This is a genomic window from Dethiosulfovibrio peptidovorans DSM 11002 (assembly GCF_000172975.1).
Lineage (GTDB): Bacteria > Synergistota > Synergistia > Synergistales > Dethiosulfovibrionaceae > Dethiosulfovibrio > Dethiosulfovibrio peptidovorans.
Genome location: NZ_ABTR02000001.1, coordinates 1,556,463 through 1,581,417 on the forward strand (window position 1 = coordinate 1,556,463; position 24,955 = coordinate 1,581,417).

27 protein-coding genes are annotated in these 24,955 nt (G+C 53.9%); 11 read left to right on the forward strand and 16 right to left on the reverse strand.

Going from position 1 to position 24,955, the window contains the following annotated elements; all coding sequences use genetic code 11:
* The first annotated feature begins 1 nt into the window (after position 1).
* From DPEP_RS07405 to DPEP_RS07420, 4 genes are read left to right on the forward strand one after another with little or no spacing between them, the layout of a single operon-like run.
* Entirely contained in the window at positions 2–1,204 is a 1,203-nt protein-coding gene (locus DPEP_RS07405) for an aspartate kinase (RefSeq protein ID WP_005660932.1), read from the forward strand.
* On the forward strand, positions 1,195–2,199 hold the full coding sequence (locus DPEP_RS07410) for an aspartate-semialdehyde dehydrogenase (RefSeq protein ID WP_005660933.1): 1,005 nt from the start codon (positions 1,195–1,197) through the stop codon (positions 2,197–2,199). Before DPEP_RS07405 ends, DPEP_RS07410 begins: the two co-directional genes overlap by 10 nt.
* A gap of 14 nt (positions 2,200–2,213) precedes the next feature.
* Positions 2,214–3,263, forward strand: a complete 1,050-nt coding sequence (locus DPEP_RS07415) for a homoserine dehydrogenase (RefSeq protein WP_005660934.1) — start codon at positions 2,214–2,216, stop codon at positions 3,261–3,263.
* Positions 3,244–4,161 carry a patatin-like phospholipase family protein gene (locus DPEP_RS07420; protein WP_005660936.1) on the forward strand — a complete coding sequence of 306 codons (918 nt, stop codon included), beginning with the start codon at positions 3,244–3,246 and terminating at the stop codon, positions 4,159–4,161. The genes DPEP_RS07415 and DPEP_RS07420 overlap by 20 nt, the downstream gene beginning before the upstream one ends.
* Positions 4,162–4,163: 2 nt before the next feature.
* Here DPEP_RS07420 and DPEP_RS07425 read toward each other — a convergent pair whose 3' ends face one another.
* The 7 genes from DPEP_RS07425 to DPEP_RS07455 form a co-directional block, all read right to left on the reverse strand.
* Positions 4,164–5,048 (reverse strand): DMT family transporter, encoded by an 885-nt coding sequence (locus tag DPEP_RS07425; RefSeq protein ID WP_005660938.1) that lies wholly within the window; start codon positions 5,046–5,048, stop codon positions 4,164–4,166.
* Between the two features lie 4 nt (positions 5,049–5,052).
* Positions 5,053–6,165 carry an aminotransferase class I/II-fold pyridoxal phosphate-dependent enzyme gene (locus tag DPEP_RS07430; RefSeq protein WP_005660940.1) on the reverse strand — a complete coding sequence of 371 codons (1,113 nt, stop codon included), beginning with the start codon at positions 6,163–6,165 and terminating at the stop codon, positions 5,053–5,055.
* Positions 6,166–6,288: 123 nt separating this feature from the next.
* Positions 6,289–6,933 (reverse strand): peroxiredoxin, encoded by a 645-nt coding sequence (locus DPEP_RS07435; protein WP_005660942.1) that lies wholly within the window; start codon positions 6,931–6,933, stop codon positions 6,289–6,291.
* 74 nt (positions 6,934–7,007) lie between these two features.
* Positions 7,008–7,199, reverse strand: a complete 192-nt coding sequence (locus DPEP_RS13445) for a hypothetical protein (protein WP_005660944.1) — start codon at positions 7,197–7,199, stop codon at positions 7,008–7,010.
* A gap of 3 nt (positions 7,200–7,202) precedes the next feature.
* A complete protein-coding gene (gene feoB, locus DPEP_RS07445; RefSeq protein ID WP_005660945.1) occupies positions 7,203–9,359 on the reverse strand; it encodes a ferrous iron transport protein B in 2,157 nt (718 codons plus the stop codon).
* Positions 9,356–9,595, reverse strand: a complete 240-nt coding sequence (locus DPEP_RS07450; protein ID WP_005660947.1) for a FeoA family protein — start codon at positions 9,593–9,595, stop codon at positions 9,356–9,358. Before DPEP_RS07450 ends, feoB (DPEP_RS07445) begins: the two co-directional genes overlap by 4 nt.
* Positions 9,596–9,792: 197 nt before the next feature.
* A complete protein-coding gene (locus DPEP_RS07455) occupies positions 9,793–10,287 on the reverse strand; it encodes a flavodoxin (RefSeq protein WP_005660950.1) in 495 nt (164 codons plus the stop codon).
* Positions 10,288–10,530: 243 nt separating this feature from the next.
* On the opposite strand from DPEP_RS07455, the gene DPEP_RS07460 reads away from it, so the two are divergent.
* From DPEP_RS07460 to DPEP_RS07485, 6 genes are all read left to right on the forward strand, one after another.
* Positions 10,531–10,755 carry a FeoA family protein gene (locus DPEP_RS07460; RefSeq protein WP_005660952.1) on the forward strand — a complete coding sequence of 75 codons (225 nt, stop codon included), beginning with the start codon at positions 10,531–10,533 and terminating at the stop codon, positions 10,753–10,755.
* Between the two features lie 87 nt (positions 10,756–10,842).
* Positions 10,843–11,067: a FeoA family protein gene (locus DPEP_RS07465; protein ID WP_005660956.1), complete on the forward strand. Its 225-nt coding sequence runs from the start codon at positions 10,843–10,845 to the stop codon at positions 11,065–11,067.
* A complete protein-coding gene (gene feoB / locus DPEP_RS07470) occupies positions 11,064–13,547 on the forward strand; it encodes a ferrous iron transport protein B (RefSeq protein ID WP_005660958.1) in 2,484 nt (827 codons plus the stop codon). The genes DPEP_RS07465 and feoB (DPEP_RS07470) overlap by 4 nt, the downstream gene beginning before the upstream one ends.
* Before the next feature lie 3 nt (positions 13,548–13,550).
* A complete protein-coding gene (locus tag DPEP_RS07475) occupies positions 13,551–13,868 on the forward strand; it encodes an Ig-like domain-containing protein (RefSeq protein ID WP_005660960.1) in 318 nt (105 codons plus the stop codon).
* Positions 13,869–13,928: 60 nt separating this feature from the next.
* Positions 13,929–14,729, forward strand: coding sequence for a DUF4198 domain-containing protein (locus DPEP_RS07480; RefSeq protein ID WP_005660962.1), 801 nt, complete (start codon positions 13,929–13,931; stop codon positions 14,727–14,729).
* Positions 14,730–14,942: 213 nt separating this feature from the next.
* On the forward strand, positions 14,943–15,647 hold the full coding sequence (locus tag DPEP_RS07485; protein WP_198003058.1) for an HD-GYP domain-containing protein: 705 nt from the start codon (positions 14,943–14,945) through the stop codon (positions 15,645–15,647).
* A gap of 42 nt (positions 15,648–15,689) precedes the next feature.
* Here the strand turns inward: DPEP_RS07485 and DPEP_RS07490 are convergent, their stop codons facing one another.
* The 4 genes from DPEP_RS07490 to DPEP_RS07505 form a co-directional block, all read right to left on the reverse strand.
* Positions 15,690–16,025 (reverse strand): DUF2023 family protein, encoded by a 336-nt coding sequence (locus tag DPEP_RS07490; RefSeq protein WP_005660965.1) that lies wholly within the window; start codon positions 16,023–16,025, stop codon positions 15,690–15,692.
* 232 nt (positions 16,026–16,257) lie between these two features.
* The gene (locus tag DPEP_RS07495; RefSeq protein WP_005660967.1) at positions 16,258–16,584 is read right to left on the reverse strand and encodes a hypothetical protein; all 327 of its coding nucleotides are present in this window, start codon (positions 16,582–16,584) and stop codon (positions 16,258–16,260) included.
* Positions 16,585–16,644: 60 nt separating this feature from the next.
* A complete protein-coding gene (locus DPEP_RS07500; protein ID WP_005660968.1) occupies positions 16,645–17,739 on the reverse strand; it encodes an SO_0444 family Cu/Zn efflux transporter in 1,095 nt (364 codons plus the stop codon).
* Complete coding sequence (locus DPEP_RS07505; protein WP_050771312.1) at positions 17,736–18,044, reverse strand: ArsR/SmtB family transcription factor; 309 nt, start codon at positions 18,042–18,044, stop codon at positions 17,736–17,738. The genes DPEP_RS07500 and DPEP_RS07505 overlap by 4 nt, the downstream gene beginning before the upstream one ends.
* Before the next feature lie 125 nt (positions 18,045–18,169).
* Here DPEP_RS07505 and DPEP_RS07510 point away from each other — a divergent pair, with 125 nt between their 5' ends.
* Positions 18,170–19,309, forward strand: a complete 1,140-nt coding sequence (locus tag DPEP_RS07510; RefSeq protein WP_005660971.1) for a YibE/F family protein — start codon at positions 18,170–18,172, stop codon at positions 19,307–19,309.
* An 8-nt stretch (positions 19,310–19,317) separates the two neighbouring features.
* Here the strand turns inward: DPEP_RS07510 and dctP are convergent, their stop codons facing one another.
* The 5 genes from dctP to DPEP_RS07535 all read right to left on the reverse strand — a co-directional run bounded on the left by dctP (position 19,318) and on the right by DPEP_RS07535 (position 24,943).
* Positions 19,318–20,352 (reverse strand): TRAP transporter substrate-binding protein DctP, encoded by a 1,035-nt coding sequence (gene dctP / locus DPEP_RS07515; protein WP_005660973.1) that lies wholly within the window; start codon positions 20,350–20,352, stop codon positions 19,318–19,320.
* Positions 20,353–20,456: 104 nt separating this feature from the next.
* Positions 20,457–22,130 (reverse strand): formate--tetrahydrofolate ligase, encoded by a 1,674-nt coding sequence (locus tag DPEP_RS07520; RefSeq protein WP_005660974.1) that lies wholly within the window; start codon positions 22,128–22,130, stop codon positions 20,457–20,459.
* Between the two features lie 99 nt (positions 22,131–22,229).
* Entirely contained in the window at positions 22,230–22,859 is a 630-nt protein-coding gene (locus DPEP_RS07525; RefSeq protein ID WP_005660977.1) for a cyclodeaminase/cyclohydrolase family protein, read from the reverse strand.
* 4 nt (positions 22,860–22,863) lie between these two features.
* Positions 22,864–23,787 carry a glutamate formimidoyltransferase gene (ftcD, locus tag DPEP_RS07530; protein ID WP_005660978.1) on the reverse strand — a complete coding sequence of 308 codons (924 nt, stop codon included), beginning with the start codon at positions 23,785–23,787 and terminating at the stop codon, positions 22,864–22,866.
* 106 nt (positions 23,788–23,893) lie between these two features.
* Positions 23,894–24,943 (reverse strand): TRAP transporter substrate-binding protein, encoded by a 1,050-nt coding sequence (locus tag DPEP_RS07535; RefSeq protein WP_005660980.1) that lies wholly within the window; start codon positions 24,941–24,943, stop codon positions 23,894–23,896.
* Positions 24,944–24,955: the final 12 nt, after the last annotated feature.

Sequence of the window (24,955 nt, forward strand, 5' to 3'; positions counted from 1 at the left end):
CATGGAAAGGGATGGCCAACGGGTCGTACTGAAATTCGGAGGAAGTTCCGTCTGTTCGGCGGAGAAGATAAGGGCCGTTTCGGAGAGGATTTCGGGATTTCTGGAAAGAGGTTGCAAGGTCGCGGTAGTCGTGTCGGCTATGGGAGATACCACCGACAGGTTGCTCGAGCTCGCTCGTTCCGTCGCTCCCGACGGGCCCTGTCCAAGGGAGCTGGATCAGCTTCTGGCTACCGGGGAACAGCAGTCCATAGCCCTGTTGAGCATGGCCTTGAGGAACCTTGGTATAGAGAACAGATCCTTCTCCGGATCGCAGGCCGGTTTTATGGCCTTCGGCCGCCATGGCGAGGGTCGTATCAAAGCCGTGGATCCTCGCAGGGTCGTCTCCTGTCTGGACCGGAACATGGTTGCGGTGGTGGCTGGATTCCAGGGAATAGACGAAGACGGAGACGTCATAACCCTGGGACGGGGAGGGTCGGATCTCTCCGCCATAGCCCTCGCGGCGGCACTGAATGCCGAAAATTGTTACATATTCACCGACGTGGACGGAATATACACGGCCGATCCCAGGGTCGTGGAAAAAGCTTACAAACTGGACAACCTCTCCTGGGACGAATGTCTGGAGATGACCGTGGCTGGAGCCAAGGTACTTCAGGCGAGAAGCGTGGAGATGGCTATAAGGAGCGGCATAAACGTGTGTGTCGCCTCCAGTTTCGACGAGGGAAAGGAAGGGACCTGGATCATGAGGGATTGCATAGAGGAAAAAGCCGCAGTGAGAGCCGTATCTCAGGACGACGACGCAGCTAGGGTCGCTTTCGACGGTTGTTGTGATCCGTGTAACGTTGCCCGCAGACTCTCCGAAAGAGGTATAGTGGCTCAGCTGGTCGTTCAGGATGGCAGGGCTATCTTCCTTTTAAGGCGGAGCAGGCTTGAGGAAACCCTAAGGATCTGCGGTGAACTGAACGTCTCGGGGCTGCGTTGGGAGGATGGGCTTTCCAGAGTTTCCATAATCGGTGCCGGGCTTTCCAACCATCCGGAGGTGTCCTCTCAGATATTGTCGGTTCTGGAAGAAATTGGGGTCGAGGTGGAGATGCTTCTGCCCTCGGCCATGTCGGTTACCTGCGTCGTAAAGGCTTCCGATGGAAAAGAGACGGTCCGTGCGCTTCACGGACGATTTTTAGAGGGAGGGTTCGTACTATGCGCGTAGCTGTTTTGGGAGCGACTGGACTGGTCGGCAAGGAGATGATCGCCACCTTGGAGGCCCGATGCTTCCCGGTGGATGACTTCAGACCGCTCTCTTCCCCTAGGTCGGCCGGAACAAAGGTGAGATTTGACGGTCGGGATTGGGAAGTGCAGGCGGTATCACCCGAGGGATTCGACGGGGTAGACGTGGCCATTTTCTCCGCCGGAGGAGACGCTTCGAGAAAATGGGCTCCTGTAGCAGCTGAGAGGGGCGCGGTCGTCGTGGACAACAGCTCCGCCTGGCGCATGGATCCCCAGGTTCCCTTGGTCGTCCCGGAAATAAACAAAAAGGCCGTGGAGGACCGTCCCAAGGGCATAATCGCCAATCCGAACTGTTCTACCATACACGGGGTGATGGCCCTATACCCGCTCCATAAAGAGGCCGGATTAAGCAGGATGATAGTCACGACGTTGCAGTCGGTGTCTGGATCGGGATGGAAGGCCCTGGTGGAGCTGGAGGACGAGAGCAGGATGGTGCTCGACGGGAACGTCGAGGGGGCGAACGAAAGGGCCTCCGTCTACCCCCACAGGATAGCTTTCGGCGCAGTTCCTCAGGTAGGAAGCTTCGACGATCAGGGATACACCGACGAAGAATGGAAGATGGTCAACGAATCCAGGAAGATAATGGGGGCTCCGGAACTTAAGGTCGACTGCACCTGCACCAGGGTCCCGGTGATGAGAGGCCATTCTCTTTCCATAACGGCCCAGTTCGAGAGAAAAATCTCTCCCTCCGAGGCTCGAGCGATACTGGCCGATGCCCCGGGAGTAGTTTTGAAGGACGATCCGTCCTCCTCGATCTACCCTCTGGCCACCGATGCAGCCGGAACCGATCCGGTCTATGTGGGCAGGATAAGGGAGAGCCTCTCTCTGGAGAACGGACTGGATCTTTGGGTCGCTTCGGACAACATACGAAAGGGAGCGGCGTTGAACGCCGTTCAGATCGCCGAACTTTTGGCGTAGAAAGGAGGATTAGCATGGAGTTGGGAATAGCTTTGGTCGGTTTTGGAAACGTAGCCCAGGGGCTCGCCAGGATATTGATCAGAAAGAGGGATCTCCTGACCACCAGATACGGCATAATCCCGGTCGTAAAGGCCGTGGTAACCGGATCGAAGGGAACCCTGTGGGATCCCTCCGGACTGGATCTGGAGGCCGTTCTCGATTCCATGGCTGACCTGGAAAACCTGTCCGGGGTATCCGCCCTTCCCGCCACTATCGACGAGATCCTCAAAGGCGACGAGATATCGGTGGTGGTGGATACCACTCCTACCGATCTAGTTACGGGGGAGCCGGGGCTCTCCATAATAAAAAGGGCTATAGAATCGGGGAAACATGTGGTCAGCTCCAGCAAGGGGCCGGTATCGGTTGCTCTACCTGAGTTGACCGATCTTGCCACCAGACATGGAGTGGCTTACCGTTTCGAGGGAGCCCTTCTCAGCGGAACCCCGTCCATCAACCTGGCGATGGAGGCCATGGCCGGTTGCGACGTCGTGAAGGTTCAGGGTATAGTGAACGGTACGACCAACTACATCCTGACCAGGATGGAGGAGGGCATGGGATACGAGGATGCCCTCGCGGAAGCTCAGGATAGGGGATATGCCGAGACCGATCCGTCCGGCGACGTCGACGGATGGGATGCGGCGGTAAAAGCCCAGATAATAGCGTCGGTCATAATGGGAGAGCCCATATCCTTGGACCAGGTCGAAAGGCGTGGAATATCGGAGATATCCCGATCCGACGTGCTTGCCGCCCTGGATAGAGGAAATCGGATAAAGCTTATAGCGCAGGTCGAACGAAGAGGGCGGGATGTGGTAGCCTCGGTGTCTCCTATGGAGCTCCCGTTGGATCACCCCCTGGCCGGAGTTATGGGAGCCACCAACGCCATCACCTACGAGACCGACAACCTGAAGGACGTCACTATAGTTGGTCCGGGGGCTGGAAGAGAGGAGACCGGTCAGGCGCTTCTGGCCGATCTGCTTGCCATATTCAGGGAAAGGGGCGGTTTGGTTGTCCGCAGATCTGCATGATGCCGTATCGAAAGGTCTTAAGATAGGGCTGGCTTTGGGAGGCGGGGCCGCCAGAGGCTGCGCTCACATAGGGGTACTGCGCGCTCTGGAGGAGAATTCCATTCCCGTGGGATGTATCGCCGGTACCAGTATAGGGGCCATGGTAGGGGCCGTCTACGCTTCCGGAGGAATGGACCATCTGGAGGAGTTGCTTCTCAAGATGGACCTGTTGCAGTTGCTGTCTTATTTCGACGTGGTCTTTCCCCACTCAGGCTTGGTCGACGGCAGAAAGGTTACGGAACTCCTAAGAGGGATCTTGGGCGACAGATCCTTCGATGATCTGTCCGTTCCCTTCGCGGCGGTGGCCACCGACCTCGGGGACGGAAGCGAGGTCGTCCTTTCGTCCGGGGACGTCATCGACGCGGTAAGGGCAAGCATAGCCGTCCCGGGAGTGTTCACGCCGTTTGTCACCGACGAGGCCCTGTTGGTGGACGGAGGTCTGGTGGACCCGGTCCCGGTAAACGTGGTTAGATCCCTGGGGGCCGAGTTCGTAATAGCCGTCGATCTCAACCGTTATGTGGTGGGAAGCAAACAGGAAGACAGAACGGGCGGTGGCCTTCGAAGAAAAAGGGTCAGGAAAGGCGATGGTCCCTCTCTGGTGGACTCTCTGATAGACGAGATCAGCTCTATCATGAGCGACGAGGAGAAGAAGAAAAAATCCAAGGGACCGGGTTTGATAGACGTTATGGTTACCTCCATAAACATCATGGAGAGCTCCATAACGGAGAACAAGCTTAAGGTGGACTCTCCGGAGCTGCTGATCGCTCCGAGGCTCGGTCATATTCGTTTCATGGAGTTTTTCCGGGCGGAGGAGGCCATGGAGGTCGGTTACAGGGCCGCCATGGACCTCCTGTCCTGAGGTTAAAGGTCCCTTCTGTCCCTTCTGGCCCTCTGGGCCATATGAACCCCCATAAGTATGAGACATCCACCGGTTATAGTCTTGAGCCCCAGGGGCTCGCCGAACAAGAACAACGCCATCACCGACGAACAGACCGGTTCGCCCAGCAACACCACAGATACTACCGAAGGACTCACCCACCTGAGAGCCCAGTTATAGGCGGAGTGACCTAACAGCTGGGGGATGATGGCCATCCCCCAGAATGCCCACCACGTGCCGGAGGAAAACCCCCAGGCTCTATAGGGCCCTATCAAAACAACGACCCACAGAAGGACCGCTGCCGTTCCGTAGCATACTGATACGTAGGAGAGCAGGGATACCTTCTCCCGGACCCTTCTTCCTAGCAGGAGGTAGATGGCCATGGTTATCGCTCCAAGTACGGCTAGAAGATCTCCCTTCCATCCCTCCGAGCCGGAGGAGAAATCCCCCCAGCCTATGATCACGGCCCCGGATATAGCCACGGCTATAGCGGTGGCAGTCTTTCCGTTTATCCTTTCACCGGTCAGAAAAGGTGCCATTATCGCCACCCATAGAGGTGCCGTGTTGACCAGAACCACGCAGCTGGCCACCGAGATGAAACTCAGAGACGATATCCACGAGGCGAAATGAATCGCCAGTGCCGTTCCGGATAGAACTGTATCCTTCCAGTCCCTGGAGGACAGGGATCTTATCTCGTCTCTTCGGAACAGCAAGGCCGTCGGTACCAACACTAGGGAGGCCAATCCGACCCTGTATGCGGCCACTGTCAAGGACGGAGCGTTTGCCGCTTTGGCGAAGATGGATCCCGTAGACGTGGCGAGCACCGCCAGGAACATGACTAAGTCGGCGCTTCGCTCCCTTAACCTCACGACATCACCTGGGAAGGGACGAGACCATGTCTCTCCATCTCGTCCTGAAATCTTCGAATTGCTCTTCCGGGGGAACCCTCAATCTTACGGAATTGTCTCCTATCCCTAGAAAACCCGATCCGGGAGCGGTCTTTATCCCATGTTCCATCAGCATATCGTAGAGATTTGCGTCCCTGTCGTCGTAGGTCACCATCATGATGGATACCGACGGATGGGTCTTAGCCACGGAGAACCGGGGAGACTCGGTTATCGTGTCCACGGTCTTTCTCTTCAGCCTGGCGACCTCTCGTCTCATGGACGGTAGAAACTCACCGGCTTCGTCCAGTGCCATAGGTATGGCTGCGAAAGCCAGTGCGTCCACGGTGAAGGGAGGGCTGACCCTCAGATAGAGATCCCTTGCAAAGGGAGATCGAAATACCCCGTATCCTCCCCTTATGCCGGCCATTCCCCATCCCTTTGAAAAGCTGCGAAGACAGAGGATGTTGTCCTGTTTCAGGTTCAGACAGGACGTGGATTCGTCGACGAAATCTCCATAAGCCTCGTCCACTATCACCAGGGCATCCCTTTTATCCGCGGCCATCACTATCCTCTCCAGATCGTCCAAGGACATAAGTTGCCCCGTCGGGTTGTGTGGACGATCTATGTAGACCAGCGATATCGAATCGTCCAGAGCCTCCAGTAGCCGGTATGTATCTATCTCGTAGGAGGGACCCTTCAGATTCACCGCTTTGAAGTCGCATCCGGAAAGCTGAAAATGGACCGGGGCGTCGGTGAACTGTGGAGCCATGCCCAAGATTCGTCCTCCCGGGGAGCCCAGAGCCTTGGCCAGCACCACCAGGATGGTGTCCGTCCCGTTGGCGAAGACCAGCTCCTCCGGAGACACCAGACCTTTCCAGAAACGGCAGATCGGCTCGGTCAACCTCTCTGACGGAGGAACGTAAGACGAAAGATCCTCTCCAAAAGTCTTTCCGAAGGCGGACACGACTCCGCAGGGAGCCCCTATAGGGCTAGATCCCAGGGCGCAGTCTACGGAGAAACTTCTCTTTTCGACTGTGTTGACGTAAAGCTCGGTGGTGGTGTCTTTCAATCCCTGCGGGATCGTCTTTCTCCAGTCCAACGGCGCCATCTCCTTTTGACGTTTGATCTCTCATTTATACCAGCGAAAGACCGGGGGTTCAACGTGAAAAAGAGAGGATCCTCTTAGGGACCCTCTCCCGATTTCCGTTTTTTCGAGACGATCTTAATCGAGTTTCTTGTGGCAGAACCACCAGTCGAAGTTATCGTACTCGGTCAGCCTCTTCTTCGCGTTTTCAACGTCGCTCGCCGGAGGAACGATCACAGAATCCCCGATAATCTCGTTTTCCGGCCAGTTCGCGGGCATGGCAACACCGTTCTTCTCGCTTATCTGAAGGGCCTTTACCATGCGCAGCACCTCGTCCATGTTCCTGCCGAGCTCCTGAGGGTAGTAGAGGATCGCCCTTATTATGCCGTTTGGGTCGACTATGAATACGGCCCTGACGGTATTGGACCCCTTGCCGGGGTGTATCATGCCGAGCTGTTTACCGACCGTGCCGTCGTCGGCGATTATGGGAAACTGGATCTCGACATCCAGATTCTCCTCGATCCACTGTTCCCACTTGATGTGAGCGAAGACCTGGTCGATGCTCATTCCGATGAGTTCGCAGTTTAACTCCTTGAATTTATCGTATCTCTTCTGGAAAGCAACGAATTCGGTAGTGCAGACCGGGGTGAAGTCCGCCGGGTGGCTGAAGAGCACGAACCACTGCCCTGCGTAATCGTTGGGGATGGTCTTCTCCCCTCTGGTTGTTACCACTTTAAGCTCCGGCATAGCCTCTCCTATCAAGGGAATCCTGTTTTCCATCATAAAGCACCTTCCTTCCTTTGCGATGTTTTTTAGTTCTGGTTCTTGTTATCAGTATAGCATGTATCTCTCGGTGCCTATTCCTGTGGCTTTTCTCTGTCGTCTTCTTCCGGTTCAATTCGGATATCGCAGCCGTTGCAGCTGGAGGACGTTCCGCAGCCGGAACACCCGGAACATCCGCAGTCTCCTCCTTTTATCAACGATCTGAATCGCCTGAATAGGATCCATCCGGCGAAGGCCACTATGACGGCTACTACGAGTTTTTCCATAATCTACCCTCCTATGGACTGTATAAACGTCCCTCCCTGATAGACCGCCACCGCCAACAGATAGGCCAAAAGTGTGTTGAATATCATGGAGAAGGCCGCCCATTTCCACGAGCCTGCCTCCCTGGCGATGCAGACCACAGTGACGAAGCATGGGGCGTAGAACATGGTGAATATTATCAGCGCCAATGCCTTGAGAGGCGACCAGTCGGGAGACTTCTCTATTATGGATGCCAAGCCGCCGCTTTCTTCCGGATCGACCTCGCCTAGGGAATAAGCCGTCCCAAGTGTCGACACCACGACCTCCTTGGCGGCGAAACCTCCGACAAGGGCGATATTGTCCCTCCAGTCGAATCCGGCCAAAGAGGTTACTTTCTCCAAAGCGGTCCCGATTCGCCCGGCGTAAGAACGCCGCAGTGTCTCCTGGGCCTCCATTCCGTCTATCTCTGCCAGTATCTCGGTCCGTTTTTCCTGAGAAAGTTCGTCCGAGACCCTCTCCCTCATGTCATCGAACTTCACGGCAGCCCTTTCGTCCAGTCCGGGATAGGTCATCATCGCCCATAGAAGTATCGATATCCCCAAGATGACGGTGCCAGCTTTCTTTATATATTGCCACGTTCTCTCCCATGTGTGTATCAGAAGCCCTTGAAAGGTGGGGAAACGGTAGGTCGGCAACTCCATGACGAAGGGGGTCGTCTCTCCTCGAAGGATCGTCGAACGGAGAAGCCTGGCGGCCAACATGGCTCCTATCCACGATATCGCCGTTATCAGCAGCATCATTCGGGTTTCCCCTTCAGGGAAGAAGACTCCTATCAACAGGGCGAACACCGGTAGCTTCGCCCCGCAGTTCATGAAAGGGGCCGTCAGCAGAGTAGCCAACCTCTCCTTCGGAGATTTTATCGTTCTGGCCGCCATGACTCCCGGAACGGCGCATCCTCCGGCGATGCCTCCTGAGATTATGAAAGGCATCACAGAGCTGCCGTGAAGGCCGAAAATCCTGAAGACCCTGTCCAGCATGAAGGCCACCCTCGCCAGATATCCGGTGTCCTCCAGGAAGGATATCCCGAGAAACATCAGGAATATGAGGGGAACGAATCCCATAACACCTCCGACCCCGTCTATCACTCCCGACATTATCATCGATTTCAACGGTCCTTCAGACATATAGTCTTCCGCCAGAGATCCTATCCATCCGAAAAATCTCTCGAACCACCCTACCGGAATCTCGCTGTAGGAGAAGGTTACATGGTATAGGGTGGCCAGCACGGCGAGCATCACTATAGGGCCAACGAAACGGTGGGTCACTACGGCGTCTATCCTGTCGGACACGCTCTTGGCCTCTCTGTCTTTTCTGTATGTCAGAACGCCTTGCTGGAGGATCGATTTTATATATCCGTAACGATGGTCCGCTATTAGGGCCTCCGCGTAGGTGTCCAGAGTGGATCTCAGATGGGAATCCAAGGCCTTCGCCATGTCGTTAAGCTTTGCCTCCAGCTCCGGAGCTCTCTTTGCTATGGAGTTCTTTATCGTTTCGTCTCCTTCGAGATACTTCAGAGCTGACCATCTCGGCCTTATCGCCTCGTCCAATACAGGGTCCTGGTCTATAGCCCTGGCCATCTCGTCCAGAATCGGGTCGATATCGGGACCATAGGAGATCTTAAACGGTCCCGGGTCCTTCCCCGCTATCTCCAGGGCTCGATTCATCATCTCGTGGATTCCCTCGGATTTTCTGGCGACTATGGGGACCACCGGTGTCCTCATAAGGAAAGAGAGCTTTTCCGTGTCTATCTCCATTCCTCTCGACTCTGCCACGTCCATCATGTTCAATGCCAGGCATACCGGGAGGCCCATCTCCTTCAGCTGGACCGATAGGTACAGGTTCCTCTCTAGATTGGAGGAGTCGACTATGTCGATCACCACGTCCGGCGTCTGTCGGATAAGGAAATCCCTGGCTACCTCCTCCTCGGCGGAGTAGGCGGAGAGAGAGTATATCCCCGGAAGGTCCTCGACCTCCACCGATATACCGTCGTGATTGTAGGTCCCCCTTTTATGTTCCACCGTCACTCCCGGATAGTTGCCGACGTGTTGTCTGGCTCCGGTCAGACCGTTGAAGAGGGTCGTCTTTCCCGAGTTCGGATTTCCCGCCAGGGCTACGGTGGTCATCTTTCCTCCACCTCCACGTCTATGTAGTCCGCCTCGCTGTCTCTAAGGGTCAAGGTAAAGTCGCCAACCCTTATGGCCACTGGGTCGTAGAGAGGAGCCCTTCCCATTATTCTAATAGTCGTTCCCGGAGTAAGCCCCATATCCCTTATACGTCGGCCAAGCTCCCCCTCGGCCCTTACCTTGGCGATGGTCCCGGTCTGGTTATCCTCCATCTGTCTCATGGCTATCTTGACCACGTTATTTCCCCCTCTGCGAGCTATGCGTACTTTGTTTGGCGATAATACCATACCGTTTCGGTAGGATCAAGAGATCGGCCTCACCGAAACAGCTGATCCCAGTTTAAATCTATTTGCCGGAGTATGCGAAAAAAAACAGGGAGGAGCCTTGGCTCCTCTCTGTTTCGATTTTATCGTTACTTGTTATTTTGCCTTAGCTATCTCATTTCCGTTCGAAGTTGGTCTAGCCAGGAGACGATCCTTCCTTCTGTAAGCTCCGGCTGATTCGTCTCGTCTATTGCCAGTCCGAGGAACTCTCCGTCTCTTATTGCCAGCTCCCCTCCCGAATAGCCATCGGTAGAGCGCTTACCTATGACCTGGATGCCTTTGTCCGCGATGGCATCGTGGAGAAGCCCCAGGGCATCCACGAATGTATCGCCGAAACCCTCCTGATCTCCCGTTCCGAAGAAAGCTACCTTTTTGCCGGACAGATCGGCCTGTTCCAGCTTGGGAAGATAGTCGTTCCAATCGTCCTGTAGTTCTCCCATCCCCCAGGTGGAGGATCCTAGAATTATAACGTCATATCCGGTGAAGGCCTCATCACCGGCGGACGCGACGTCGAAAAGGTCCGCCCCCAGATCCTTGGCTATCTTCTCCGCGACCGCTTTCGTCGCTCCGGTGGTGCTACCGTACAGTACACTTATAGTGGCCATCTATAAAGCGCCTCCTTCTTGTAGTTTGTTTATGCTAACAAAGCTTATCATGTCTAAGACGGCTAGACAAGGTGTCAGTCTTCTTTTCTTGGCGAAAGAGGACTTGACCTTTATAAGATAGGGTGATAAAGTCTCGTTAGTTAAGGCTAACAGAGCCTTTTCGCCTGAAATTCATCCTCCGGGGGGAGGTCTTTCGACTTCCCCTTCCCCCAATTTTTTGTCGCCTTTGGGAGGTGTCGTAAGATGCAGAACTCTCGATCCATGTCGATCTGCCCTTCCGGAACGAAGGGGCTGGTGTTGGTGATCGACGGCGGTAACTGCATGAGAAATCGGTTGGCCGATATGGGAGTCTTTCCAGGGGCCCTGGTGGAAGTGCTAAGAAACGAGGGTGGCCCGGTTTTGCTCAAGGTCGGCAGCGGTCGACTGGCATTAGGGAGGCAGATGGCAGAGAGGATAATGATCGCTTAAACCCGAAACTACCGGCGGAGTCGCCGGTTTTTTCGGTCGTTCTTTTGAGTTAGATTATAATAACTTTGTTGGAACGGGGGTAGCGCTGTGACTTTGGACGAGGTGAAGCCAGGAAGCATCGTTCGTCTGGTCCGTAACGGGGCCAGGGGTGTGGTGGGCCAAAGGCTCATGGATATGGGGTTTTTTAAAGGAGTAACGATTAAGGTAGTCCGGAACGCACCGCTTGTAGATCCGGTGGAGTTTCTTCTGGGAAGTCAGCACGTTACCGTAAGACACGCCGAGGCGGCCAACATAGAGGTTGAGCCGATATGACGATCTCAAACACTGTAGTTGCTCTGGCCGGTCAGCCCAACTGCGGTAAGTCGACCATCTTCAATATGTTGACAGGGGCTCGGCAGCACGTGGCCAACTATCCCGGAGTGACCGTGGACATAAAGAGAGGGAAGTATCGATATCAGGATCGTTCCTTCGACGTGGTGGACCTTCCCGGAACCTACAGCCTAACGTCCTATTCCTCCGAGGAGATGGTCGCCCGGGACTTCATCCTGGGAGGTGAGGCCGACGTCGTGGTGGGGGTCGTGGACGGTTCCAACCTTCGCAGAGGGCTTTACCTTATGTTTCAGCTTCTGGAGATGGGAGCTCCTCTGGTGGTGGCTCTGAATATGGCTGATGTCGCCAGGTCGAAAGGAACTCCCGTCGATGTGGATGTCCTCTCGAGGGAGCTGGGCGTTCCCGTCTTGGAGACCGTCGGCAACAGAGGGATAGGCTGCAAGGAGCTTAAGAAGCAGCTTTTCTCGTCCCTATCAAAAGAGGGTAGGTCTCCCTTTATCGTGGATTATGGGCCTTTGGAGCCTTTGATATCGGATCTTTCCGACGAGATGAAGTCTATCCCAGAGATGTCTTTCCCGGCTAGGTGGTCGATCATAAAGCTTTTAGAGGGAGATTCCTCAGTCATGGAACGGGTGGGAGCCTCTGGAGATAGCGGAAGAGTCCTTTTAGAAAAGGTCTCTCGTTTGGCCGCCTCCTTCGAGGATGAGCATGGTGACGATCCCAGGTCCCACATAGGTCTCTGTCGTCACCTGAGAGCGGAGGAGATAGAGTCTCGATGTGTGAACGATAGCTCCGCCGGCAAGGTGTCCTGGACGGACAGAATAGACTCTGTGGTGGTTCACAGGTTCGGCGGTCCCCTGATACTTCTGGCCGTGGTCTACTGGCTTTACGAGTTGGCGATAGTCCAGGGCTATAAGGCCACCGAGTATCTGGTGCCTTGGCTCAGCCGTTTCGAGGCTTTGGTGTCCGGATGGTTACCTCCCGCCGGAGTGCTGGAGGAGCCTCTGATCCGCTCACTGGTGTTGAGTGTTGTGGCGGCGATCAACTCTGTCCTTATATATGTGCCTATATTCCTCATACTCTTCGCGTCGATAGCCATTCTGGAGGACGTAGGGTATATGCCGAGGATGGCCTTCATTCTCGACCGTCTCTTCAGGAAGTTCGGACTTCACGGTCAGTCGACCCTGCCTCTGATACTTGGAGGGGTCTTCGTCGGGGGGTGTGCCGTTCCGGGCGTCATGGCGACCAGGGTCATAGCGGACGAGAAGGCTCGTTTGGCTACCATACTGGTGGTCCCTCTGATGAACTGCATGGCCAAGATACCTCTCTACACTCTGTTGATAAGCGTCTTCTTCGCCGATCGCGGGGGGGCTATGATGGCCTTCATCTCCACCATAACCATAATCTTCGGTCTGGCCGTGGCGAAGGTGCTGTCTTTAACGGTCCTGAAGGGAAAAGAGAGCTCGCCCTTCGTCATGGAGCTCCCGTCCTATCACAGACCTACCGTGAGAGGGGTGGTCACCAGATCGGTCGAGAGGACCTGGCTTTTTCTGAAAAAAGTTGGAACGGTTGTCGTCGCGGTAGCTATTTTGGTCTACTTCCTGATCAATTATCCCTCTCTACCCCAGGAGCGTTATTCCTCTTTTACCGAAAGGGCAAGCGAGCTCGTGGCTGGTTTCCAGGCTAAGGTAGAGGGGACGTCTTACGGAAAAATACTGGACAGTGAGAGTGGAATTATTCGTCTCATCGACTATATGGGAAGGTTTAAAAGTGCCAGGATGTCCGGACAGGACATTGAAAGCTTGAACGCGAAGTTCAAGGCTATGGATCCCGAACTTTTTCCTTTGATAGATCGTTCTAACAGATCGGACAAGGACGCGAAGAAGGTCAACAGGGCCTATAAGCTTTTCAGGAGAGACAGGGCCTTCCTCATGAAGGAGATGTCCGACGAGAGGACCAACGATAGTTGGCTTGGGCGTGCAGGAAAAGCCCTGGAACCAGTGACCCATTATGCCGGGTTCGACTGGAAGGTGAACGTGGCTCTGCTTAGCTCTCTGGCCGCCAAGGAAAGCAGTGTGGCTACCTTGGGGATGATATATCGTCCTGTCGACTCCGATCAGGACTCCCTGGAGGAAGGCATAAAGAAAGAGGGAGGAATGACACCTCTTCACGCCTTGGCACTGATGGTCTTTATGGCTCTCTATCCTCCCTGTGTGGCGACTTTGATTATGGTCAAGGTCGAGTCGGGGAGCTGGAAATGGGCCTTCTTTTCCTTGGGGTATCCGATAGTTTTAGGGCTTATCTGTGCGTCACTGATATTTACAGTAGGCAGTAACTTGGGTCTGTCCGGGTTTACCGCAACCTGGGTTTTCTACGGCTGTGCCCTTTTAACGACATTTGCCCTCGGTCTTATCAATCCATCGAATCGAGAGGCATCCATAGAGAAAGGGAAGGAGGTGTAATACATGAAGAGGAGAGTTATATTCGCTTTAGGAATGGCCCTGTGTCTGGCCTGGACCGTGGTCGCTTACGCCCATACCCCCATCTGCGCCTGTTACCTCAACGGTGACGGTACCGTTACCTGCGAGGGTGGTTTCTCCGACGGATCTTCCGCCGCCGGTGTCAAGATGACGGTACGTACTCCCGATGGCACTGTCATCCAGGAGGGAAAAATGGACGATCTCGGCGAGTTCACCTTCGACATTCCCGAAGGGGATTACGAGGTTGAGTTCAACGCCGGACCGGGTCACGCGGTCTTGATAAAAGGTGAGGAAATACAGTAAGCCATAGACCCCGGAGTGCCTTGTCAGGTGCCCCGGTTATCTCGAGAGGAGTGACTTTATATGAAGCGTAGCGGTGTTTTGGGGCTAGCCTGTGCCCTTATCTGTTCCCTCAGCGTTCCGGCTTTCGCCCATTTTCAGATGGTATATACCCCTGAAAGCGCTCTGACCAAACCGGAGACCTTGAATCTCAAGCTCGTTTTTACCCATCCCTTCGAGGCAGGACACACCATGGACATGGACGGTGTGGACAGTTTCGTTATGGTCCATAAGGGCAAGAAGACCGATCTTACCAAGTCGGTCAAGCCCATAATGTGGACCAGTCTCACCAACTCAGGAAAGGGATACGAGGCCGAGGTTCCCCTGAGAGGCATGGGAGACTTTGTCTTCGGTCTGGTCCCCATGCCCTACTTCGAGGCATCCGAGGGGATCTGGATGCAGCAGTGCACCAAGATGATAGTCAACGTCGCGGGGCTTCCCACCGACTGGAACGAGGAGATCGGCCTGCCTGCCGAGATAGTTCCTCTGGACAAGCCCTACGGTCTCTGGACCGGTAACGTCTTCCGCGGTGTGGTCAAGGCCAACGGAGAGCCCGTTCCCTTCGCCGAGATCGAGGTGGAGTATCTGAACCACCTTCCTATGTTGGAGGGTAATTCCTTCGCCGCCGAAGCAGCCGTGGAGGCCCCCCAGGACTGTTTCGTCACCCAGACCATCGTTGCCGACGCCAACGGAACCTTCGTCTACGCTATTCCCAAGGCCGGTTGGTGGGGATTCGCCGCTCTCGGAGTTATAACAGAGGAGTACAAGGGAGCCGAGCTCGGGAAGGATGCCGTCATCTGGGTCCAGGCCCGGGATATGAATTAGACTCTGAGATCTCTGATAAAAAAGGCCGTCCCGTTATTCTTAGGGGCGGCTTTTTATTTTTGTACTTCTTTCTCCGCCGAGGCGATAAATCCTCCCAGGCTTATGCTTAAAGAGGGGAACAGGACCTTTCTTGGATTGGACGGCTCTCAAATCCGAAAAGCGTCGATCTGTCTATCCCCTTTGGTTGGAGGTGTCTTTTTATGGATATTTACCTTGAGACGGAAGGTAGCCAGTCAGACCGAGGCCCTTACGGCCCAGTTGGACAGGAGCGAAAGGGCGGAGAGGGAGGTAATACGTCTCAACTCCGAGCTCCGAAGAACCCAGAGGGAGATCGCCTTCACCCTGGGCGAGGTGATAGAGAACAGGTCTAAGGAAACGGCCAATCACGTTCGCAGGGTAGCTGCCATGACCGAATCCCTAGCTTTTATGAGAGGTCTTACCGTGGACGAATCCAGAAGGATCGCCTTGGCTTCCTCCATGCACGATATAGGAAAGATAGGCATTCCCGATAGGATTTTATCGAAACCTGGTCCCCTTTCGGAAGAGGAATTCGAGCTTATGAAGGAGCATACAGTGCTGGGGTACGAGATACTTTCTCGAACAGGAGGTCCCCTTTTCGGTATAGCGGCCCGGATAGCCCACGAGCATCACGAGAGATGGGACGGAAAGGGCTACCCAAGGGGAATCGCGGGAGAGGATATTTCGATCGAGGCCAGGATCGTGGCGATAGTGGACGTTTTCGACGCTCTATCCCATAAAAGAGTTTATAAGGAAGCTTGGCCGGCGCAGAGGATTCTGGATCTGATATCGGAGGAGAGGAGTTCTCATTTCGACCCGTCCTTGACGGATCTTTTTCTAGCGAATTTCTCCGTGTTCTCCGAGATATGCGAGTCCATGCCGGATAAGACACGAACATAACGGAATAAAAGGGCAGCCCGGTCATAGTGCCGAGCTGCCCTTTTAGCCTATAAGTTCCTCTCTGTCAGGCCTCTTTTTGAGGTATCTGGCACATTGTTTCATCCTGTCGTATCCCAGCATTATTCCGAGGATAAAATCCTGTTCGTCCGTAAGCTTGGATAGGTCTGTTGTGCCGAAACGACTGACCACAGCTATGCAGTCGGGGTGTCCGAAAAACACGTTTATCCTTCCGTTGCCTATGGGATGTATGACATAGGGTATTCTGTGATGTCTTAGTTTGTGCTCGATCTGTCCCTGTTCGGAAACCGGAGCGGTGTGAAGTATCAGGTTTCTGAGTCCCTTCCAGTATTCGTAAACGTGATGACAGAAGATCTCCATATAAAACGCCTCCATGGTATAAATAGGAGGAGCCCGGGGGGAACCGGGCTCCAGCATTGAGAGGGGGAATTTGACATCATGTCAGGAAAGAACGGAAGGGGAGTTCGTTCTTTCTAACTTCCTGACAGGTCATAGGATACATCCGTTTGTTCGTCTTGTCAAACACTTTTTCTCGTTTTCGGCACTAAAAAAGGGGACCCGAAAAAACGGGCTCCCTTTATCGGTATTTTTCCTATGGGGTGGTCGAGGTCATCCTTTTCCACTTGGATTCCCTTTCCATTCGCCTCTCCGCAAAGAACTTCTGTCTCTGCCGCTTTATCTCCAGGTCCTCTTCCGCCAGTTCTTTCCTCTTCTCCCTGGCTTTGTCCGATTTCTTCTTGAGGTCTTTCATCTCGTAGAAGGCCTTGCGCCTTTCCTGTCCCTCCTTGACCGTCTTGTGGTGTATGTCGATCATGTCGATACTGGCTTTATAAACGTTCTTTTTAGCTTTTTTCAATTCCTCGAGAAGCTCTTCATCGGTCTGTGGAACTTTTACGGGTGGATGTTGGTCTATTCGCATGGCCCTCCCTCCTCAAAAACTCGTCTATATATATGTTATCGGTTTTTTCCCCTTTGTCCATCAGCCTCTTTTCGGAAAAAAACGAAATAACCGCGGAATCCTTCTTGATCTCCTGGAAATGATCCACAGGGTTATCAAGAGGACGGAGGATCCCCAGCTTATCCACGGAGAGAGAATTTCCTCGGTCTGCCCTACGGTGGCCTGGGCTGAGGTACCTAAAAATTCATACAGGCTGTCGAGAGCCAGACCGGAGGCCACGGATACTACCGCTATCGACCCCAGATATATGAGGAGTCTTTTCGTTCCCAAGACCCTATGTAGTACCGGGATGGCCGATACGTTGGTTGCCGGTCCCGCCATGAGAAAGACGAGTGCGGCTCCGGGAGACACCCCCTTGAGTATCAAGGCCGCTGCCAGAGGGGTCGAAGATGTAGCGCAGATATACATCGGTATGCCCGCTACCAGCATGATGAGCATGGATCCTATGCCGCCTCCCAGGGCTCCCTCGAGGAAGGTCTGAGGCACGGCGACGGCTATGATTCCCGATAGGACTATCCCCAGGAAAAAGGCGCTGGCCAGATCTCCCCATATGTCGAAAACGGCGAATCTCAGACCGTCTCTGATCTTATCGCGGATCGAACGGCGCCCACCGTCTCGAATATGTCCGTGATTGTGTTCATGGTGGTCGTGACATGAGCTACAGGTGACGTCCGGCCTCTCTTCCGTGTTTTTGTCCTCCTCTTTCCCCCCGAAAAAGACGGATAGAACTCCTGCGGTAAAAGCCGATATGAACGCCACTATCGGGCGGGCTACCGTCATTATGGGATCCAGAAGGGCATAGCTCATCGCTATGGAGTCTACCCCGGATTCCGGTGTTGAGATCAGAAAGGCGGTGGTCGCACTCGCCGATGCTCCCTGTTTTCTTAGTCCCGCCGCCGCCGGGATCACCCCGCAGGAACACAGGGGTAGGGGAATTCCCGCCAGTGAGGCTCTCACCACGGGGGCTACCCCACGTCCTCCCAAAAAACGGTTGACCCAGCCGGGATCTATGAATGCTTTCAGAAATCCACTGAGCATGATCCCGATCAACATATAGGGGGCTGCATCGAGAAACATATGTCCCGCTTCTTTGACGATTTCCACCGCAAAATTCATCTTTCCTCTTCCCTTCCTCTATGTTCCTGGTGCTCCAGGCCTATGGTCAATATCAGATATACGTGATGATCGTCGAGAGAGTAGAATAGCTTCTGACCCTCCCGTCTTCTCTTGACTAGCTTGAGCTGTCTAAGGCTTCTGAGGTGATGGGACGTCGACGAATCGCTTATGCTCAAAGAGGAGGATATCTCGGAGACGCATTTCTCCGTCTCCATAAGTTCGAGCACTATCCCCAGTCTCGTAGGATCTCCCAGAGCCTTGAACATGGCTGACAATTCCTCCAAAAAAGGTCTATCCTTTCCCAAGTCGAATCCACTCCCTTCGATATATGAGCATATATTCAAATATTCCTTTAGTCAAGTGTCCCTTGCGGTTTCAGGCGGAAACTGATATACAAACACCCGTGGTTCGAAGAAGGGAGAGGAAAAATATGTCCCGAAAAAAAGCTTTTAGGATGACTTTAATAACCGTTTGCATAGCCATAGGATCCTGGTTTTTCGGCTTGGCGGCGGGAAAGGTCGTGGTGGATTCCTGGGATCTGGAGGATTGTTGGATAGTGGAGATAGAGACGTTCCGGCAGGTTCAGGAGGATCCGTCGGAAAAAATGAGTGAGGACGATGAATGGAAAAGCCTTCGTTTCGACGTCTTGGCTACATTTCTCACAGGAGATATGGAAGGAAGAAGCGGCAAGGTCACGGTGGAACAGCTGGAGGGTAGCTATCTGAAGATGGTTCCCGGAAGGAAGTATATCCTTATGGCAGACCGTTTTCCCGATGGGGTGGTCCAATATTCCGTCAGCGACAGGTTTAGGCTACCCTGGGTGGTGTCCTTTATCGTCTTCTCCGTTTCGTCCGTATGTTTTTTTGCAGGGTGGGCCGGGGTTAGGGCCCTGATAGGTTTGGGGATTTCTCTGGCGGTTTTGTTGAAGGGTTTCGTCCCTGCCGTACTTTCCGGTTTCGATCCGGTTTTTTCCGCCATAGTCGCGGTGGCGTCAGTTTCGGTTGTCACCGTATTTCTTGTGGTCCGTAGACCGACCTACAGACCGGTAGCTTTTTTAGGCGCCATAGGAGGAGCCTGTGCGGCCTGGGCTCTCGGGGCCTCGGCGAACTGGCTCTGGCAGATAACAGGCCTCGGAGGCGAGGGGGCGGCTCTTTTCGCCAGTTCCTTTCCCGGATACGATATGAGAGGCATCTTTCTGGCCTCGGTGATAATAGGGGCCATTGGGGCTGTTTTGGACGTGTCCATATCTGTTACGTCCTCCATGGCGGAGCTTGTGGATTACGATCCGGCAATCCCGATGCCGAGACTCTGGCTTTCCGGAATAAGCGTGGGGCGAGAGATATTGGGAAGCATGATCAACACCTTGATCCTGGCCTATTTCGGCAGTTCTATGATAATGACCCTCCTGATGGTGACGTCCGAGATAGACCTAAATTTTCTTCTTAACGATCCTATGGTTGCTCAGGAACTGATCCAGAGTTTGGCCGGAACCATGGGACTTCTGTTGACGGTTCCTCTTACCGCCACCGTAGCTGTTTGGTGGCTGTCGTTGAGAAGAGGTGTGTGGTAGAGGCGTCTCTACCGACGACCAGTGATCTCCTCTATCTCTTTTTTTATCGTATCGTATATTCTTCGGGCCAGCTTCTTATCGTTGGAGTTCTCCACGTAAAGCCTTGATCCGCAGTTTCCGAATGCTCTGCGGAGAACATCTCGCTGTTCTTTAGATAGAGAGACGTAACGTTGCCCCTTTTCCATGGAACCCACTATTTTATCCAGCTTTTTTCTGTTCTGCTCCCTCTGGATCTTCAGGGCTAACGGACGCAGTTCTTCTATGGAATCCAAAACGATCTCCCTGACCTCATGTGGAAGGTTTTTCCACATTTTCAGATTGACCATGGTCTGCATAACGTAGATTTTGTGCTTGGACCTTATGTAATGGCTTTGAAAGTCCATAAAACCCATCTCCTCCACGATGTAGGGAGCGTTTTCCTGTGCCTCTACGTGGCCGAGGTGGAGAGAGGTGTAGACCTCCATGAACGGAACTATCCTGGGGTTAGCTCCCAATGTCTCGTAGCATCTGCCTATTATACCCGATGGCATCGTCCTTATTTTCAGGCCTTTGAAGTCTTCCGGAGAGGTCAAGTTCCTGTTGGAGGTCCAGTCCATGGCTCCCTCGCTCCAGTAGGCCAGAACCGTGACCCCCTGTCTTTCATAGGCCGACGTCAGATATTCGTTCAAAGCCACGCTTTTGGAGAGGATCCTCTCGTTTTCGTCGTCGTCGTCGCTGAAAAAAAAGGGTATGGAGAAGATCTGGTTTTCAGGAACTCTCGCTCCCACCTGTCCAGCTCCGTCCAGAAGGAAGTCGACCGATCCCTGACGGCAGAGGTCGTAGATTTCCTGTGGGGTTCCGAGAGTTCCCAGCGGGAATATGGAAAGCTCTATCGTCCCTCCGGATTTTTCTTTCAAAAGTCTGGCGAACTCCCTGGCGTAGAGGTCGCAGACGCTGCCCTCCACCTCCTCCTCGGCGAGTCGCCAGCGGTATCTTTCGATTCCCTCTGACGAGTCGGCAACGAAAAGGTATAGAAGCACTATCAAAATCGATCTTCCGATCATGTAGAATCCCTCCTTTGCTTTCTTATCCACCTCGACTATACGATGAAAAGGGCGAAGGTCGCAAGACCTTCGCCCTTTTCATATGGTGATGAACCGTGACTTCGTTAGAACAATCCGGAGATTCTTCCGTTTTCGTCGACGTCTATTGCCAGAGCGGCTGGTTTCTTGGGCAGTCCCGGCATGGTCATTATAGAGCCGGTTATGGCCACTATGAATCCGGCTCCGGCGGAGGCCCTTACCTCCCTGACCGTTACGGTGAAGCCGGTGGGTCGGCCCTTCTTTGCCGGGTCGTCGGAGATGGAGGCCTGGGTCTTGGCCATGCAGATCAGAAGATCGTCCAGACCGAGATCGTGAATAGCCTTTAGGTCCTTCTCCGCCTTGTCGGTGAAGCTGACTCCGTCGGCTCCGTAGATCTCCGTGGCTATCTTGGTGATCTTCTCCTTGGGACTCAACTTCTCGTCGTAGAGGAAGTGGAAATCGTTCTTCTCGTCACAGGCGGCTATGACCTTCTCGGCCAGGTCGATTCCTCCCTCGCCTCCCTTTGCCCATATTTCTGACAGGGCCACCGGGGCGCCGAGGGCTGCGCATTTCTCCTCGACCAGCTTGAGCTCCTCGGGAGTGTCGGTGGGGAAGGCGTTGATCGCCACCACCACGGGAAGCCCGAAGTTCTTCATGTTCTCTATGTGTTTCTCCAGGTTGGGAATGCCGGCGGCGAGAGCGTCCATATTAACCTCGCCCAGCTTGTCCTTGGAAACTCCCCCGTGCATCTTGAGGGCCCTCACCGTGGCCACTATCACCACCGCGTTCGGCTTCAGACCGGCCAGACGGCACTTGATGTCCAGGAACTTCTCCGCGCCCAGGTCGGCGGCGAAGCCCGCCTCGGTCACGAAATAATCCGCCAGTTTTAGGCCGTACTTAGTGGCCATGACGCTGTTGCAGCCGTGGGCTATGTTGGCGAAGGGACCGCCGTGTATGAAGGCCGGAACGTGCTCCAATGTCTGCACCAGGTTGGGTTTGAGGGCGTCTTTCAGCAGCATCGCCATGGCTCCCTGGGCCCTCAGGTCACCTGCCGTCACAGCCTTGCCTTCGTAGTCGTAGGCGACGATGATCTTGGCGAGCCTCTCCTTGAGATCCGAGATCCCCGAGGCGAGACAGAGAATGGCCATCACCTCCGAAGCCACCGTTATGTCGAAGCCGTCCTCTCTGGGCATGCCGTGGGGCTTGCCTCCTAGGCCTATGACTGTATGTCTCAGGGCCCTGTCGTTCATGTCCAGAACCCTCTTCAAGACGATCCTGCGGGGATCGATGTTCAGCTCGTTGCCCTGCTGTATCGAGTTGTCCAGCATCGCGGCGAGGAGGTTGTGGGCCGAGGTTATGGCGTGGAGGTCTCCGGTGAAGTGGATGTTGATGTCCTCCATAGGCACGACCTGGCTGTAACCACCTCCGGCGGCTCCGCCCTTGACTCCGAAAACCGGGCCAAGAGATGGCTCTCTGAGGGCCAGGGTGGTCTTCTTTCCCAGCTTGGCCAGGGCCTGGGCTAGACCTACCGACGTGGTGGTCTTTCCCTCTCCCGCCGGGGTGGGGGTAATGGCCGTCACCAGGATAAGCTTACCGTCCTCGTCATCCTTGATGCGGTTCCACAGATCGTAGGACACCTTGGCCTTGTATTTGCCGTAGTGTTCCAGGTCGTCCTCCTCTATGCCGAGTTGGGCCGCCACCTCCGTTATGGGTTTCATCTTAGCCTGCTGGGCTATCTCGATGTCCGAGAGAAATGCCATGTAAGAACTCCTCCTTCTCTCTCTTATCGCGATATCCCTCCGAATCTGAGTTTTTCGGAGGGATATCGCGATTATAGTCTCAAAATACAGATAGTGATACTAGGCTTGACCGCCTTTTTTGACGTATTCACGGATTCTTGCTGCCAAAACGGCTCCTCTGTTTTCCAGTGAGGAGATCTTCTTCGTCGTATCCGATGCGAAGGTCTCGTCTTTTATGGAGGGGAGGTTTATCTCTACGTTCATCACCGCCCCCTTAAGTCCCGAGTAGGCCATATCGGCCCCGACCCCCAGGTCGCTTAAGGCGTTGGAGTTCCCTTTGCCGAGCATGCCATCGGCGAGCTCCATTATCTCCAGACAGGCTTCGGCTATGGTCAGAGGAGATCGTATAGCCGCCTTGTAGCCCTCCTGTATGGCGGCACTTCTGGCTTTTTTTTGCTCGTCCGTTTCCTTGGGCATCTTGAAGGCCGCCATTACTTCGTTGAACGCATTCGTATCGACATCTATATAGCCTATAAGATCTTGTCCCAATGAGCCGCTTCTCGCCATCGTTTTTTCGGCGTTTTCACTAACGTTCTCGTAGCCTTTCTTGCCCATGGTGAGATTGCATACCATAGAGACTAGCCCGGCTCCCATAGCCCCGGAAAGGGCGGCTACACTTCCTCCTCCAGGAGCGGGGGAGTCGGATGATAGCACTTGGTAAAATTCTTTAAGGCTCATGTCCACCAGCATCGATCTATTCCTCTCCCACCAGCGCGAGTATGTTGTTTTCCACTATCTGATTGTAGTCGAAATCGACTAAGCGGAGGAAGTACTCGGCACAGTTGATGAGAGCCTTCTGTCTCAATGTGCCACAGACCTGGGTGCCTATGATGCTCAGTCCGTATCTCTTGGCCTCGTTCTCTATTACCTGGAAAGCCCTGTAGATGGGGGTCTGATCGATATCGAACATATTCATGGATACCGCTACGTTATCGTATCCGTCCGGCTTGAAGGCGACGGATCGGATGGTGCTGAAGCCTCCGCTAGGGCCTCTCATCATCTTGGCTATTCTCTTGCCTATCTCTATATCGATGGTGCTTAGAAGAACGTTTATCGCCACCAGATTGCTAGTGGCGGCACTGACGATGGTCGCTCCCGCTGAGGGATGTAGCTTGGCAGGTCCTAGATCTGGAGCCCTTTCAGGCAGATGGACGACCTCTTTCAATCCTTCATACTGTCCTTTCCTGATGTATCCCAGCTCCCTGCGTTCCGGAGTTCTGGCGTTTTCGCCGCTGAAATATACGGGAACCTGGAATCTCTCGAAAAGGGCGGTCCCTACCTTTTCCGCGAACTCGGCGCATTCTTCGAGAGTTACGTTCATGAGAGGGAATACCGGTATGGTGTCCTGCGCTCCGATTCTGGGATGAGATCCTTTCTGTTTTTCCATGTCTATGAGCTCGTAAGCCTTTTCTGCCATGTTCAAGAGAGCTTCCATGAGAGGCTCCGGCTCGCCTATACACTCGATGACGGTACGGTTGAAGTCGGCGTCGGGAAAGAAGTCGATTAGTTTAACCCCTTTTACGTTCTTGATTTCGCCCACTATGGCTTCGATCACCTCTGTACGACGTCCTTCGCTGAAGTTGGGAACTGCGTGGATGTATTTCTTTTTCTGATCCATTAATATCGCCTCCGTGATATACTACTCGCGTAGATGAAGTTTTTTGTTTTTTCGAGGGATGAGCGGATTGTGGGATCCGCTCATCCCTTTTTTGTCTCTTATTGGATTAGTTTCCTGACGCCTCTTTTTCCGCCTCGGCGATTTCTTCCCTCAAAGTGGCGAGAATGTCCTCGGCTAGTTCGGGGTTGCCGGATATCTTTATGTAAGTACTATCGGTCTTCTTGGATAATTCCTGGAATTTTGCTCTGGCCTCGGGGGTTATGGCTACCACCTTCTGGCTTGATTTCATCTTGGCCTTGATCATGTCCATCCTCTTATCGTTAAGCTCCTTCTGGATTTTATATCCAAACGGACGGAGCTCGTCGACCGCTTCGAGAACGATTTTCTGGATGTCCTCGGGCAGTTTCTCGAAGAATCTCTTGTTCACCATGGTCTGCATGATGTAGATCTTGTGGGCCGACTCGATGTAATAGTCCTGGACCTCCATGAACTTCATCTCCTGGACTATATAGGGGGCGTTTTCCTGACCGTCGATCATGTTGAGCTGAAGACCGCTGTAGACCTCCATGAAGGGGACCGGAGTCGGATTGGCACCGTACACCTTATAGGATTCCACTATCATTGGAGACGGCATGGTCCGCATTTTGAATCCCTTGAAATCCTCGGGAGTAAGAAGGGGCTTGTTGGCGGTCCAGTCCATGGCTCCCTCGCTCCAGTAGGCCAGTACCTTGACTCCCTGTCTCTCGTAGGCGCTGGAGAGCATCTCGTTAAGTGCCTTGCTAGTAGCGAGGACTTTCTCGTTGACCTCCTGGTTGTCGGAGAAAAGAAATTGCATCGAGAAGATCTGGTTTTCCGGAACGATGCTTCCTACCTGACCGGCTCCGTCGAGTACGAATTCGATGGCCCCGTTCTGACAGAGTTCGAATATCTCCTTAGGAGACCCCAGAGTTCCTAGGGGATAGATGTCCAGCTGTATCTCTCCGTCGGATTTTTCCTTGAGAAGACGGGCGAACTCGTTGGCGTAGACGTCGCAGACACTACCGGTGATTTCCTCTTCCGCCAGTCTCCACTGGTACTTTGGAGCTCCGAAGGCGGTGGTAGCGACCGTCAAGGCGAAGGTTGCGGCTAAAATAGCCATTATCGTGTGTTTGCTCATCTTTGTTTCCTC